The following is a 14,515-nucleotide window of genomic DNA, read 5'->3' on the forward strand; positions in this document are numbered from 1 at the left end:
GTCCGAGCACGGCGGCGCCGGTGGCGCCGGTAGGGTGGCCCGGTTGTCATACGTAGCCGAGTTGCCCTACGCCCCCACCCCCGGAGACCGTGACTACCACCGCCGCTTCCGCCTCGAACCATCTGTCCCCCGCCTTTCCCGGCCGGGCCCCCTGGGGCACCGCCGGCAAGCTGCGTGCCTGGCAGCAGAGGGCGATGGACAAGTACATCCAGGAGCAGCCGCGCGACTTCCTCGCCGTCGCCACCCCCGGCGCCGGAAAGACGACCTTCGCGCTGACGCTCGCCTCCTGGCTGCTGCACCACCACGTCGTGCAGCAGGTGACGGTCGTCGCGCCGACCGAGCACCTGAAGAAGCAGTGGGCGGAGGCCGCCGCGCGGATAGGGATCAAGCTCGACCCGGAGTACAGCGCGGGCCCGATCGGCAAGGACTACCACGGGGTCGCGGTCACCTACGCCGGTGTCGGCGTACGCCCGATGCTGCACCGCAACCGCTCCGAGCAGCGCAAGACGCTGGTGATCCTGGACGAGATCCACCACGCCGGTGACTCCAAGTCCTGGGGCGAGGCGTGTCTGGAGGCGTTCGAGCCGGCGACCCGGCGCCTGGCGCTGACCGGTACGCCGTTCCGCTCGGACACCAACCCGATCCCCTTCGTGACGTACGAGGAGGGCAACGACGGCATCCGGCGCTCCGCCGCCGACTACACCTACGGCTACGGCAACGCGCTCGCCGACCACGTCGTGCGCCCCGTTATCTTCCTCAGCTACAGCGGTCAGATGCGCTGGCGCACGAAGGCGGGAGACGAGATCGCCGCCCGGCTCGGCGAGCCGATGACCAAGGACGCGGTCAGCCAGGCGTGGCGCACCGCGCTCGACCCGCGCGGCGAGTGGATGCCGAGCGTGCTGCGCGCCGCCGACCAGCGGCTCACCGAGGTCAGGAAGGCCATCCCGGACGCCGGCGCCCTCGTCATCGCCTCCGACCAGGACTCCGCCCGCGCCTACGCCAAGCTCATCCGCGAGCTGACCGGCACCAAGGCCACCCTCGTCCTCTCCGACGACGTGGGCGCCTCGAAGCGCATCGACGACTTCAGCGCGAGCAACGACCGGTGGATGGTCGCGGTCCGCATGGTGTCCGAGGGCGTCGACGTGCCCCGCCTCGCCGTCGGCGTCTACGCCACCACCATCTCCACCCCGCTCTTCTTCGCGCAGGCCGTCGGCCGTTTCGTCCGGTCCAGGCGGCGCGGCGAGACCGCGTCCGTGTTCCTGCCGACCGTCCCGGACCTGCTGACCTTCGCAGGCGAGATGGAGAAGGAGCGGGACCACGCCCTCGACAAGCCGAAGAAGGCGGGCGAGGAGGACCCGTACGCCGAGTCCGAGAAGGAGATGGAGGAGGCGAACCGGCAGGAGGACGAGGACACCGGTGAGCAGGAGCAGTTCTCCTTCGAGGCGCTGGAGTCCGAGGCCGTCTTCGACCGCGTCCTCTACGACGGCGCCGAGTTCGGCATGCAGGCCCACCCCGGCAGCGAGGAGGAGCAGGACTACCTCGGCATCCCCGGGCTGCTGGAGCCCGAGCAGGTGCAGCTGCTGCTGCAGAAGCGGCAGGCCCGGCAGATCGCGCACAGCAGGAAGCGGCCGGACGCCGAGGCCGACCTGCTGGAGCTGCCCGCCGAGCGCCGCCCGGTGGTCAGCCACAAGGAGATGATGGAGCTGCGCAAGCAGCTCAACACCATGGTCAGCGCCTACGTCCACCAGAGCGGCAAGCCGCACGGTGTGATCCACACCGAGCTGCGCCGCGTCTGCGGCGGCCCCGCGAGCGCGGAGGCGACCGCCGGCCAGCTCAAGCAGCGCATCGCCAAGATGGGGGAGTGGGCGACCCGGATGCGCTGAGGCGTGCGCCGGGGCGTATGCGGACGAACACTGGCAGGCCGGAACGGGACTTGACCGGATTCTGGACCGAGTCTTCCGCTCAGCGGACCGGCTCGCTACTGTCCCGCTACGCACACGTCCCGTGGCAGCGCCGCCGCGGAGCGCAGCCGTGAAGCGAGGGGTCCGACAGCCGCCGGGCCGTCCTGCCGATCGGCGGCCTCTGACACGCGTCGCCGACGGGGCTCGGTGACGCGCGCCGTTTCGGAGGGCGCCGACCTCACCGCAGAAGGAGGGGGCGTCGTGACCGCGGAGACCTCCCAGACGCTCGACCGGGGACTGCGCGTCCTCAAGCTGCTCGCCGACACGGACCACGGCCTGACCGTCACCGAGCTGTCCGGCAGGCTCGGGGTGAACCGGACGGTGGTGTACCGGTTGCTGGCCACGCTGGAGCAGCACGCGCTCGTCCGCCGCGACCTCGGTGGCCGCGCCCGCGTCGGACTGGGGGTGCTGCGGCTCGGCCGCCAGGTGCATCCGCTGGTGCGGGAGGCGGCGCTGCCCGCACTGCGCTCCCTGGCCGAGGACATCGGCGCCACAGCACATCTGACCCTGGTCGACGGCACGGAGGCGCTCGCCGTCGCCGTCGTCGAGCCGACCTGGACGGACTACCACGTCGCCTACCGCGCGGGGTTCCGTCACTCCCTGGAGCGCGGCGCCGCCGGCAAGGCCATCCTCGCCGCCCGGCGCTCACCGGACCCCGACCCCGGCTACGTCCTCACCCACGGCGAACTGGAGGCCGGCGCGAGCGGCGCCGCGGCCCCCCTCGTGGGCGTCACCGGCGTCGAGGGCAGTGTGGGAGTCGTCATGCTGACCGACGCGGTCCCGGAGCGGGTGGGCCGCCGCGTGGTGGAGGCGGCGCGGGAGGTGGCGGACGCGCTGAGGTAGCGCGTACCGGCACCGCTCGGCACGGAGGCCGCGCGTTAGATTTACTCCGTGCTCTCACGTCTTACGCGTCCCCGGATCATCGCCCTGTGCTCCCTGCCCGTCGCGGGGCTGATCGGGGTCGCGGTGTTCGCGCCGTTGCCGTTCTCGGTGGCCCAGCCGGGGATGACGGCGAACGTGCTGGGGAAGAACGACGGGACGCCGGTGATCACCGTCTCCGGGGCGCCGACACGGAAGACGTCCGGTCAGCTGCGGATGACGACCATCGAGGCGACCTCGCCGGGTACGCGGGTGTCGCTCGGGCAGGTGGTCGACAACTGGTTCCGCAGCGACCGCGCGGTGATGCCGTACGACGCGGTGTACCCGACCGGGGACACCCTCAAGGAGATCGAGAAGCACAACACGGCCCAGATGCGGCAGTCGCAGGACGCGGCGACCACCGCGGCGCTGGACCACCTGCGCAAGGACCCCGCCGACGTGAAGGTCACCCTGCGCCTCGCCGACGTGGGCGGGCCCAGCGCCGGCCTGCTGTTCAGCCTCGGCATCATCGACAAGCTGGACGGCGACGGCAGCGGCGGCGACCTCACCGGCGGCCACACCATCGCCGGTACCGGCACGATCGACACGGACGGCAAGGTCGGCGCGGTCGGCGGAGTGGCCCTGAAGACGCAGGCCGCCCGGCGCGACGGTGCCACCGTCTTCCTGGTGCCGAAGGCCGAGTGCGCCGACGCCCGCACCAACCTGCCCGCGGGCCTGCGCCTGATCCCGGTCACGAGTCTCGACGGCGCCGTGGACTCCCTCGTCGCCCTGGAGAAGGGCACGGGCAAGATCCCGAGCTGCTAGTGCTGTGACCGGAAGGGTTCACCGGCTCGCGGCGTCCGGCACGGCACCTCGCCGCGTTGCCGCATCGCCCGAGTACATCCAGTACGAGGGCGATGCTCCGCCTTGCGATGCACCGCACCGGACGCCGCGAGCTTTCCGGCAAACCTCTCCGGTCACAGCACTAGACCCCCTCGGACTCCCCCGCCGCCTGCTCCACCAGCGGGATGATCCGCAGCGGCACCGGGTTCTCCATCACGATCGCCGTGGAGGCCCGCACGATGCCGTCGAAGCCCACCACCCGGTCGATGACCCGCTGCAGATCGGCGTTGGAACGCGCCACCAGCCGGCAGAGCATGTCCCCGGTGCCGGTCGTGGTGAGCAGCTCCAGCACCTCCGGCACCCCGTCCAGGTGGGCCCGCACGTCCGCCCCCTGCCCCTGCCGGATCTGCAGCGTGGCGAACGCGGTCACCGGATAGCCGAGCGCCGCGGGGTCCACCTGCGGGCCGAAGCCCCGGATCACCCCGCGCGAGCGCAGCCGGTCCAGCCGGGCCTGCGCCGTGCCGCGCGCCACCCCGAGCCGCCGGGACATCTCCAGCACCCCGATCCGCGGCTCCTCGGCCAGCAGCACGATGATCTGCCCGTCGAGCTGATCGATCGCCACGACGCCCTCCCCGGATGGTCATCATGTACAGAAAGTCCGCTGGTATCACCGTAAGGCTGAACAGAGTGACCAGCGAATACGCGAACTATTGCGCACCTTGCAGAGCGGGGCCACCCTTCGAGCATGACGCAGACCACTCAGCACACTCCCGACACCGCCCGGCAGGCCGATCCCTTCCCGGTCAAGGGAATGGACGCGGTCGTCTTCGCCGTGGGCAACGCCAAGCAGGCCGCGCACTACTACTCCAGCGCCTTCGGCATGCGCCTGGTCGCCTACTCCGGTCCGGAGAACGGCAGCCGCGAGACGGCCTCCTACGTCCTGGAGAGCGGCGCCGCCCGGTTCGTCTTCACCTCGGTGATCCGCCCCGCCACCCCCTGGGGCGAGTTCCTCGACCGGCACGTCACCGAGCACGGCGACGGCGTGGTGGACCTCGCCATCGAGGTCCCGGACGCCCGCGCCGCGTTCGCCTACGCCGTCGAGCACGGCGCCCGGCCCCTCGCCGAGCCGCACGAGGTGAAGGACGAGCACGGCACCGTCGTCCTGGCCGCCATCGCCACGTACGGCGAGACCCGGCACACCCTGGTCGAGCGCTCCGGCTACGACGGCCCCTACCTCCCCGGCTTCGTCGCCGCCGACCCGATCGTCGAGCCGCCCGCCCGCCGCACCTTCCAGGCCATCGACCACTGCGTAGGCAACGTCGAACTCGGCAAGATGGACGAGTGGGTGGCGTTCTACAACAACGTCCTCGGCTTCACGAACATGAAGGAGTTCGTGGGCGACGACATCGCCACCGAGTACAGCGCCCTGATGTCGAAGGTCGTCGCGGACGGCACTCTGAAGGTGAAGTTCCCGCTCAACGAGCCCGCCGTCGCCAAGAAGAAGTCCCAGATCGACGAGTACCTGGAGTTCTACGGCGGACCCGGCGTCCAGCACATCGCGCTGGCCACCAACGACATCGTGCAGACGGTACGCACCATGCGCGCCGCCGGCGTCCAGTTCCTCGACACCCCGGACTCCTACTACGACACCCTCGGCGAGTGGGTCGGCGACACCCGTGTGCCGATCGAGACGCTGCGCGAGCAGAAGATCCTCGCCGACCGTGACGAGGACGGCTACCTGCTGCAGATCTTCACCAAGCCGGTCCAGGACCGGCCGACGGTGTTCTTCGAACTCATCGAGCGCCACGGCTCGATGGGCTTCGGCAAGGGCAACTTCCGGGCCCTCTTCGAGGCCATCGAGCGGGAGCAGGAGAAGCGGGGAAACCTGTAACGCCAGCTCATACAGGCTGAGTCGGGGGCGCGAGGAGCGGTCGCGCCCCCGACTCACAGCACATCGGCGGGCAGTGGCCCCCCGGTCACCGCGCCCATGCTCTTCAGCGCCGCCCGCGCCTTGGGCGCCCACAGCGGCGAGAAGGCCGGGTTGACCAGCAGCGCGTCCTCCAGGCTGCGCCGGGCGGAGCCGTACCGCTCCAGCTCGTACTCGATCATGCCCCGGTGGAAGTCGTGCAGCGCGCTGCGCACCCCTCCGCCCTTGGTCCGGTCGGTCGCGGTGGTGGCGAACTTCAGCGCCTCCTCGTCCTCGCCGGTCCGGTGCAGCGCCCAGCCCAGCGCGTCGGCCACCTCGATGCCGGGCTGCCGCCCGTACTCCGCCCGCAGCCGGGTCACCGCCTCCTGCGGATCGCCGTGGTCCGCCTCCAGCCGGCCCAGCAGCAGCTCCTCGTCGACGCCGTCGGAGGCGGACTTCTCCGCCCGCTCGCGCACCAGGCCGTACTGCGTCTCGGCGTCCCGGGTGCGGTTCAGCGACTCGTACAACTCGGCCAGCTCCAGCGTGACGCCCGCGTCCGGCCGGTTCGCCAGGGCTTCGCGGTACGCGGTGAGCGCCTCGGCGGTGCGTCCTTGGGCGGCGAGGGTGCGAGCCCGGCCGGCGCCCGCTGCCGCCTCCGCCGGGTCCAGACGCAGGGCCTCGGTGAACTGGGCCAGAGCTTCGGACAGTTCACCGCGCTCCCAGGCCAACTGGCCCACCCCGGAGCGGTAGGCCGCCTGCTCGGCGGGCGTACCGGCCGCCGCCGCCGCGTCCGTGAGCTGGGCCAGCGCGTCCTCGCGCCAGCCCCGGTCCCGGTACACGGCCGACGCCCGCGCCATCACTGCCGGGCGGTCCGCCGGGGCGGTGCGCAGCGCCATCAGCTTGTCCAGGGTGTCACGGGCGGCGGTGTAGTCACCGAGCCCGTTGTACGCGTCGATCAGCGGGGGGTACGCCGACCAGCGCTTCGGGGTCAGTTTCAGCGCCTGCTCCCCGTACCGCTTCGCCGCCGCGAAGTCCCGGCGGGCGTTGGCCAGCGCGGTCATCCCGGCCAGCGCCTCGGTGTTCTTCGTGGCGCGTGCCTTCAGCGAGGTGCCGAGCGCCCGCTCGGCGCGCGGGAGGTCGGCCGGGTCGGCCGTACGGTTCGCCCGGGCCACGTAGGCCGCGCCGAGCACCGCCCAGGCGCGGGCGTCGGCGGGGCGGGCCTCCACGCCGCTCTCCTGCCGCGTGATCAGCTCCGTCAGGTCGGGCAGCGCCGCCGGGACGCCGGTGGTGACCGCCGCCAGCGCCCGCGCCTGCGGTCCGGGAGCGGGCGCGGGGGGCCGGTGCGGGGCCCGCTGCGGCGCCTCACGCGGCAGCAGCGTCAGCGCCACGCCCGCCGCCGCTCCGCCCGCCGCCACGGTGAGCAGTGTGCGGCGCAGCCATCGCCGGGGGCGGCGCGGCGGGGGCTCGGCCACCAGAGGCGTACCGGGCCGCGCGTCGCCGTACTGTCTCTTCGCCATGCCGTTCACTGTGCGTCAATATGACGAGCACATCCGGGTGGCCCAAGGGCGGCGCGTGCGGGGTTCACACCGATGGCCCCGAGTGCCACGCTGTGATCATGAGCCGTATCGAAGCACCCCGCGACGGCGACACCGCGCCCGCCGAGACCACCCTCACCGAAGCGCTGCTGGCGGGGCTGCCCGCCGGGGCCGTGCTCACCGAGCCCGACGTCACCGCCTCCTACGCGCACGACATGGCGAGCTTCTGCCCGGCCGGGGCCCCCGCCGCCGTGGTCCTGCCGCGCACCGTCGAACAGGTCCAGCACGTGCTGCGCACCGCCACCGCGCTGCGGGTGCCGGTCGTCCCGCAGGGCGCCCGCACCGGCCTGTCCGGCGCGGCCAACGCCTCGGAAGGGTGCATCGTGCTGTCCCTCACCAAGATGGACCGCATCCTGGAGATCAGCCCCGTCGACCGGATCGCCGTCGTCGAGCCGGGCGTCGTCAACGCCGTGCTGTCCCGCGCGGTGGAGGAGCACGGGCTGTACTACCCGCCGGACCCGTCGAGCTGGGAGACCTGCACGATCGGCGGCAACATCGGCACCGCGTCCGGCGGCCTGTGCTGCGTCAAGTACGGGGTGACCGCCGAGTACGTCCTCGGGCTGGAGGTCGTCCTCGCCGACGGCCGGCTGATGTCCACCGGCCGCCGCACCGCCAAGGGCGTCGCCGGGTACGACCTGACGCGGCTGTTCGTCGGCTCCGAGGGCTCGCTCGGCATCGTGGTCCGCGCCGTGCTCGGGCTCCGGCCCAAGCCGCCCCGTCAGCTGGTGCTGGCCGCCGAGTTCGCCACCGCCGCCGAAGCCTGCGACGCGGTGTGCTCGATCATGGCCGGCGGCCATGTGCCCTCGCTGCTGGAGATGATGGACCGCACCACCGTCAAGGCCGTCAACGACTTCGCCCGGATGGGCCTGCCGGAGACCACCGAGGCGCTGCTGCTGGCCGCCTTCGACACCCCGGAACCCGCGGCCGACCTGGCCGCCGTCGGCGCCCTGTGCGAGGCGGCCGGGGCCACCGGGGTGGTCGTCGCGGACGACGCCGCCGAGTCCGAACTCCTGCTCCAGGCGCGGCGGACGTCGCTCGTCGCGCTGGAGGCGGTCAAAGGCACCACGATGATCGACGACGTGTGCGTGCCGCGCTCGAGGCTCGGCGCGATGCTGGAGGGCGTCGAGCGGATCGCCGCCAAGTACGACCTCACCATCGGCCTGTGCGCGCACGCCGGGGACGGCAACACCCATCCCACCGTCTGCTTCGACGCCCAGGACGAGGACGAGTCCCGCCGCGCCCGCGAGTCCTTCGACGAGATCATGGCGCTCGGCCTCGAACTCGGCGGCACCATCACCGGCGAACACGGTGTGGGTGTGCTGAAGAAGGAGTGGCTGGCGCGCGAACTCGGCCCCGTGGGACTGGAGATGCAGCGCGCAGTGAAGGGCGTCTTCGACCCGCTCGGCATCCTCAACCCCGGCAAGCTCTTCTGAGCCGGGTCCCGGTGTGCCCGGGTCCTCACCGGGCCAGCAACTGGTCGAGCGCGTCGTCGATCCCGAGCCGGGCGGCCTCGGTGCCCGGCGGCACCGCCCGCAGCGTCCGCTCCAGCCAGGCGGACACCTGCGGCACGGGCGCCTCCAGCAGGGCGTCGCCGTCCGGCGAGCTGAGTGCCATCAGCACCACGCCGCGGCCGTTCACCTTCGTCGGCCACACCCGCACGTCCCCGTGCCCGCACGGCCGGAACACGCCCTCCACCAGCAACTCGCGGGCGAACGTCCAGTGCACCGGCGACTCGGAGTCGACGTGGAAGGTGATGTGCACGGCGCAGGGATCGTCCGACCGGTAGGCGAGCCTGGCCGGGACCGGGACGCTCCGCTCCGGCGAGAGGATGAGCCTCAGCTCCAGTTCGCGCTCCACCACCGTGTGCTCCATGACCTGTCTCCTCGATCTGACCGGGGGCCGCTCGGACGGGCCCGTGCCGGGAGAGAGGGGGCAGGGGCGCGGTCATTACGCGGGTTCCCGGAAATTTTTCTCCAACCGGCGCCCAGGAGGCCGACGGCATCGCCCGGAAGGGGTCGGCTCCGGCCGGAGAGGGGTACGGGGCGCCCCGGGTCTGATAGATGTGGAGGCTCCCTTCCACCCCCGAGCAGATACGGGACGACGGACATGAGCGCCCCTACGCCGGCCCACGGTGACGACAGGCCCCGCGAGGGCTACTACCCGGACCCGTCCATCCCCGGCTACGTCCGCTACTGGAACGGCACCGCCTGGGTGCCCGGCACCAGCCGTCCCGCCCCGGTGGACGGCGAACCGCTCACCGCCCCGTCAACCTCCGGCCCCGACACGCCCGCTGTGGAGGAGACGGGTCCGCATTTCTTCGAGGAGGGCGGGTCCGCCGACGCACCGGCGGCCCGGGGCGGGACACCTCCGGACACGTTCCTGTTCCGGCGGCCGACTCCGGGTCCGGCGGCGGGGGACCAGCGGGACGACGGGACGATGACGTTCCGTCGGGTGCGGGCGGGGCACCCCGCGCCGCCCGGGGGCTCCGGCCCGGCGGGCACCGGTGGGCCCGGCGCTGATGCGCCGGCACAGGATGCCCCGCATTCCGGGGGGCAGGCCGCGTTCGGGCCGGCCGGAGGCGCCGCCCAGGGCTCCGCGGGGGGGCCGGGGGGATTCGGTACCGCCGCGGCCGCCGTGGCGCCTCCCGTGCCCCCGCAGGGGACGCCCGCCCCGCCCGGCCCCCGCGCCCGGCCCGGCTTCCCGCAGCCGGCCGCCCCCGCTCCGGTGACCCCCGTACTGCCACCCCAGGCCCAGGCCCAGGCCCCGGCCCCGGCCGGAGGTCCCCTCGCCCCCGGCCCCGGCGGGGGCCAGGCGTCCTGGGCTCAGCAGGTGCACCAGTTGGCCGGGGCGGGCGAGGAGCAGCCCGTGGCGCCGTGGAAACCGCCGGTGGAGGACCCGTTCCTCGCGGCGGCCCGGCGCCAGGCGGAGGCCCGCCCGGCCGGGCTCGGCAAGCGCTTCGCCGCCCGCCTGATCGACAACGTCTTCATCGGCGCCGTCACGGCCGCCGCCGCCGTACCCCTGGGGGTCCGCGCCGTCGACCACACCCAGAGCAAGATCGAGGCGGCCCGGCTGTCCGGCCGTACCGTCACCGTCTGGCTGCTCGACGGCACCACGGGCGTCTCGCTCGCCCTGGTCCTCGGCGTGCTGCTGGTCTTCGGGGTGGTGTACGAGGTCCTGCCGACCGCGCGCTGGGGCCGCACTCTGGGCAAGCGGCTGTGCGGCATCCAGGTGCGGGACATCGAGGCGCACGAGCCCCCGTCCTTCGGGGCCGCGCTGCGCCGCTGGCTCGTCTACAGCCTGCCGGGCGTCCTCGTGATCGGCGTGATCGGCGTGCTGTGGGGGCTGTTCGACCGGCCCTGGCGTCAGTGCTGGCACGACAAGGCGGCACACACCTTCGTGGCCGAGTAGCGTCCCCCGTACGGCCGCCCGCCGGGTGCGGCGGCCCCGCGTTCGCTGTCGACTCGGTGCCATGAGCAGTGAACCGCCCCCCGGCTCCGGACCGCAGCCCCCCGACGACGACCCGCTGAGGAAGGGGCCCCCGTCGGACCCGGGGCAGGGGCCGGGCTCGCCGTACGACCGCCCGTACGGCGCCCAGCAGCCCCCGCCGCCAGGCGGCGAGCCCCCGCCCCAGGGCGGCGGCCCCTACGGGTCGGGCAGCCCCTACGGCTCGGGTGGCCCCTACGGGGCCGGCGGGCCCTACGGCGGCGACCCCTACGGCGGCGACCCCTACGGCGGCGGTGGCCCGTACGGCGGAGGCCCCCAGGGCCCCGGGCACCCCGGCGACCCGCTCGCCGGCATGCCCCCGCTCGCGGACAGCGGCAAGCGCACCGTGGCCCGCATCATTGACATGATCCTCGTCGGCATCGTCGTGTGGCTGCTGACCTGGGCCTTCGGGGTGCACCAGTACGACGTGAACGGGGACCGGATGCAGGTCGGCAAGTCGCTCGGCCAGTCGGTCATCGCCGCCGTCCTGTACATCGCCTACGACACCATCCTGATCGCCCGCACCGGGCAGACGCTCGGGATGCGCTGGTTCAGGATGCGGGTGGCCAACCTGCACGACGGCGCCACCCCGTCCCGGCAGTCCTCGCTGGTCAGGGCGCTGGTGCTATGGCTGCCGTTCGCCTTCTGCTGCGCCTGCGTCTGGACGGCGATCTGCGGCGGCTGGAGCTACTTCGACCGCCCGTACAAGCAGGGCCTGCACGACAAGGCGGCGAAGACGGTGGTGGTCGCCACCACCTGACCTGGCCGGGAAGCGGCGCGCCGGAGCGGCGGGCCGGGGAGGAGTCCCCGGCCCGCCGCTCCGGCGTGTGTGCGCGGCCTCTCAGGAGGCCGCGCGGCCGCGTACCGACTCCGCCGAGGCGCCGACGGGGCGGCGCCGCTCGGAGAGCCGGGCGGGCTCGGCGGGCACCGGCCCGGTGGCGGCGGCGGAGCGGGTCGGGCGCGGCCGGGGCAGTGGCACCGTCATGGCGACCAGCAGCCCGAGCACGAGCGCGGCGAGCGCGATGACGGCGATTCCGACGCCCGAACCGGTCTGGGACAGGGCCAGCATGGCGGCGGTGGAGAGGATCACGGTGCAGGAACCGTAGACGAGCTGTGCGAGGGTCGGACGAGGCATGGCAATCGTGTCCTCGGAAGACGGGGGTGGGGGGGCGGGGGGCGCCGAATCGACTCTATTCGCGTGCATGCCCGAGTCCTGCGCCAGGTAAGCCCCGCCTCACCCCGAGGGCGGTGCACAGGGGGCGCACGGAGTCATGGGCCTTGCGAACTGGGCCGATGCACGCGCCCGCCCCGCCGTAGCACGTGTTCGTAAAGCGGACGCCAGCTCCGCATAGTGCACTTGTCCTGTCCAAGTCAAGGTCTGTCTTTTCTGCGAAACCTCTAGTCAAATTACGGCACTTGACTACACGCGTTGATCGTGCGCGCACGGAATCCTCCAAGGTCCGGAACTCACCTGCCGTGCGCGCGGCGCGGGGGAGGATCTCAAGTGACCATCAGACCCTGGACGTTCAGAGCCACAGCGATAGGCGTGGCCCTCGCGGCGTCGTCCGCCACCTTCGCCACGTTCGCCGTGGCCGAGGCCGGCACAATGGCCCGCCCGGCGGCCGAGAACCGGCACGACCCGGCCCCGGCCGGACAGCGGGAGCACGACCTCGACGGCCCGCTGAGCAAGACCCAGGACGCTCAGCGCCAGGAGGCCCTGAGCCAGCTCATCGCGGGCAAGGCCACGGCGAAGGAGCGCAACGGCTCCAAGGTCGTCCAGCTCAAGAGCAAGAAGGGCGACAGCAAGTACGTCGAGCTGAGCCGGGAGAAGACCGACAAGATCTTCACCATCCTGGTGGAGTTCGGGGACCAGACGGACCCCAAGTTCGGCGGCACCCCCGGCCCGCTGCACAACAAGATCGCCGCGCCGGACCGCAAGAAGGACAACTCCACGGCCTGGCAGGCGGACTACAACCAGAAGCACTACCAGGACCTCTACTTCGGCACCGGTGCCAAGACCGAGTCGCTGAAGAAGTACTACGAGAAGCAGTCCTCGGGCCGCTACTCGGTCGAGGGCGAGGTCTCGGACTGGGTCAAGGTCCCCTACAACGAGGCCCGTTACGGTAACAACGCCTGTGGCCAGACCAACTGCACCAGCGTGTGGAACGTGGTCAGCGACGGTCTGAAGTCCTGGGTCGCCGGGCAGAAGGCGGCCGGCAAGTCGGACGCCGCCATCAAGGCCGACCTGGCCCAGTACGACCAGTGGGACCGCTACGACTACGACGGCGACGGCAACTTCAACGAGCCGGACGGCTACGTCGACCACTTCCAGATCGTGCACGCCGGCGAGGACGAGTCCGCGGGCGGCGGCGCCGAGGGCGAGAACGCCATCTGGGCGCACCGCTGGTACGCGTTCGGCACCGACGCGGGCGCGACCGGCCCGGCCGGCAACAAGCTCGGCGGCGCCCCGGTCGGCGACACCGGCGTCTGGGTCGGCGACTACACCATCCAGCCGGAGAACGGCGGACTCGGCGTCTTCGCCCACGAGTACGGCCACGACCTCGGTCTGCCGGACGAGTACGACACCGCCGGCGGCGACAACTCCACCGGTTTCTGGACCCTGATGTCGTCCGGCTCCTGGCTCGGCACCGGCAAGGACTCCATCGGTGACCTGCCCGGCGACATGAACGCGTGGGACAAGCTCCAGCTCGGCTGGCTGACCTACGACACCGCCAAGGCGGGCGTCTCCTCCTGGCACAAGCTCGGTCTCGCGGAGTACAACACCAAGTACCGCCAGGCCCTGCTGGTCACACTGCCGAAGAAGGCGGTCAAGACCGAGATCGTCACCCCGGCCCAGGGCGCGACCCAGTGGTGGAGCGGCAGTGGTGACAACCTCAAGAACACGCTGACCCGTTCGGTCGACCTGACCGGCAAGTCCAAGGCCACGCTGGGCCTGGACGGCTGGTACGAGATCGAGTCCGGCTACGACTACCTCTACGCCGAGGTCTCCACGGACGGCGCCAACTGGACGCCCCTGGACGGAACGGTGGACGGCAAGCCGATCCCGCGCGACGGTTCTGACAAGCCCGCGCTGACCGGCACGGTGGACGGCTACAAGAAGCTGTCGTACTCGCTGGACGCCTACGCGGGCAAGAAGATCCAGCTCCGCTTCCGCTACCAGACGGACGGCGGGGCCGCCCTCAAGGGCTTCGCGGCCGACGAGATCACGGTCACCGCTGACGGGACGCCGCTCTTCTCCGACAACGCCGAGACGGCCGACGCCGCTTGGACCGCGGCTGGCTTCTCCCGCATCGGCGCGTCCTTCACCAAGGACTACGCGCAGTACTACCTCGCCGAGAACCGTCAGTACGTGTCGTACGACAAGACGCTGAAGGTCGGCCCGTACAACTTCGGCTTCACCGGCACCGACCGGCCCGACTGGGTGGAGCACTACCCCTACCAGGACGGCCTGCTCATCTGGAAGTGGGACACCTCCCAGGCGGACAACAACACGAACAACACCGCCGGCGGCCACCCGGGCACCGGTCTCATCCTGCCGGTCGACGCGCACCCGAAGGCCCTGAAGTGGTCCGACGGGACGCTGCTGCGCAACCGCATGCAGGCGTACGACTCGCCGTTCTCGCTGGACCCGACGGACGGGATCACGCTGCACAAGGCGGGCAAGACGACGAAGATCAAGGCGCAGAACGGCGTGTCGGTCTTCAACGACCGCAAGAACACGTACTGGGACCCGTCGAACCCCACCGGTGGCGTGAAGGTCACTGACACCAACACCAAGATCAAGATCAAGAAGCAGGCGGACGACGGCTCCACGATCGAGCTGGAAGTCGGGCCCGCGGCGAAGTAAG

The 14,515-nt window shown here is 72.1% G+C and carries 12 protein-coding genes; 8 read left to right on the top strand and 4 right to left on the bottom strand.

Annotation, left to right across the window (positions count from 1 at the left end; translation table 11 throughout):
* Nucleotides 1–89 precede the first annotated feature (89 nt).
* The 3 genes from ACWCV3_RS01830 to ACWCV3_RS01840 all read left to right on the top strand — a co-directional run bounded on the left by ACWCV3_RS01830 (nucleotide 90) and on the right by ACWCV3_RS01840 (nucleotide 3,644).
* A complete protein-coding gene (locus tag ACWCV3_RS01830; protein ID WP_451216862.1) occupies nucleotides 90–1,883 on the top strand; it encodes a DEAD/DEAH box helicase in 1,794 nt (597 codons plus the stop codon).
* A 279-nt stretch (nucleotides 1,884–2,162) separates the two neighbouring features.
* Entirely contained in the window at nucleotides 2,163–2,804 is a 642-nt protein-coding gene (locus ACWCV3_RS01835; protein ID WP_451216865.1) for an IclR family transcriptional regulator, read from the top strand.
* A 48-nt stretch (nucleotides 2,805–2,852) separates the two neighbouring features.
* Complete coding sequence (locus ACWCV3_RS01840; RefSeq protein WP_451216868.1) at nucleotides 2,853–3,644, top strand: S16 family serine protease; 792 nt, start codon at nucleotides 2,853–2,855, stop codon at nucleotides 3,642–3,644.
* Between the two features lie 160 nt (nucleotides 3,645–3,804).
* Here the strand turns inward: ACWCV3_RS01840 and ACWCV3_RS01845 are convergent, their stop codons facing one another.
* Nucleotides 3,805–4,284, bottom strand: a complete 480-nt coding sequence (locus ACWCV3_RS01845; protein ID WP_451216871.1) for an Lrp/AsnC family transcriptional regulator — start codon at nucleotides 4,282–4,284, stop codon at nucleotides 3,805–3,807.
* Nucleotides 4,285–4,407: 123 nt separating this feature from the next.
* On the opposite strand from ACWCV3_RS01845, the gene hppD reads away from it, so the two are divergent.
* Nucleotides 4,408–5,553: a 4-hydroxyphenylpyruvate dioxygenase gene (gene hppD, locus ACWCV3_RS01850; RefSeq protein ID WP_451216874.1), complete on the top strand. Its 1,146-nt coding sequence runs from the start codon at nucleotides 4,408–4,410 to the stop codon at nucleotides 5,551–5,553.
* Between the two features lie 53 nt (nucleotides 5,554–5,606).
* On the opposite strand, the gene ACWCV3_RS01855 is transcribed toward hppD, so the two are convergent.
* On the bottom strand, nucleotides 5,607–7,085 hold the full coding sequence (locus tag ACWCV3_RS01855; RefSeq protein ID WP_451216877.1) for a tetratricopeptide repeat protein: 1,479 nt from the start codon (nucleotides 7,083–7,085) through the stop codon (nucleotides 5,607–5,609).
* A gap of 92 nt (nucleotides 7,086–7,177) precedes the next feature.
* Here ACWCV3_RS01855 and ACWCV3_RS01860 point away from each other — a divergent pair, with 92 nt between their 5' ends.
* Nucleotides 7,178–8,596 (top strand): FAD-binding oxidoreductase, encoded by a 1,419-nt coding sequence (locus ACWCV3_RS01860; RefSeq protein WP_451217541.1) that lies wholly within the window; start codon nucleotides 7,178–7,180, stop codon nucleotides 8,594–8,596.
* A 25-nt stretch (nucleotides 8,597–8,621) separates the two neighbouring features.
* On the opposite strand, the gene ACWCV3_RS01865 is transcribed toward ACWCV3_RS01860, so the two are convergent.
* Entirely contained in the window at nucleotides 8,622–9,035 is a 414-nt protein-coding gene (locus tag ACWCV3_RS01865; protein ID WP_451216880.1) for an SsgA family sporulation/cell division regulator, read from the bottom strand.
* Nucleotides 9,036–9,269: 234 nt separating this feature from the next.
* Between ACWCV3_RS01865 and ACWCV3_RS01870 the strand changes: the two genes are divergently transcribed.
* A complete protein-coding gene (locus ACWCV3_RS01870; protein ID WP_451216883.1) occupies nucleotides 9,270–10,571 on the top strand; it encodes an RDD family protein in 1,302 nt (433 codons plus the stop codon).
* Between the two features lie 61 nt (nucleotides 10,572–10,632).
* Nucleotides 10,633–11,406 (top strand): RDD family protein, encoded by a 774-nt coding sequence (locus ACWCV3_RS01875; RefSeq protein WP_451216886.1) that lies wholly within the window; start codon nucleotides 10,633–10,635, stop codon nucleotides 11,404–11,406.
* A gap of 81 nt (nucleotides 11,407–11,487) precedes the next feature.
* Here ACWCV3_RS01875 and ACWCV3_RS01880 read toward each other — a convergent pair whose 3' ends face one another.
* The gene (locus ACWCV3_RS01880; protein WP_451216889.1) at nucleotides 11,488–11,781 is read right to left on the bottom strand and encodes a hypothetical protein; all 294 of its coding nucleotides are present in this window, start codon (nucleotides 11,779–11,781) and stop codon (nucleotides 11,488–11,490) included.
* Nucleotides 11,782–12,150: 369 nt separating this feature from the next.
* Here ACWCV3_RS01880 and ACWCV3_RS01885 point away from each other — a divergent pair, with 369 nt between their 5' ends.
* On the top strand, nucleotides 12,151–14,514 hold the full coding sequence (locus ACWCV3_RS01885) for an immune inhibitor A domain-containing protein (RefSeq protein WP_451216892.1): 2,364 nt from the start codon (nucleotides 12,151–12,153) through the stop codon (nucleotides 14,512–14,514).
* Nucleotide 14,515: the final 1 nt, after the last annotated feature.

It is taken from the genome of Streptomyces sp. NPDC001781 (assembly GCF_053596035.1).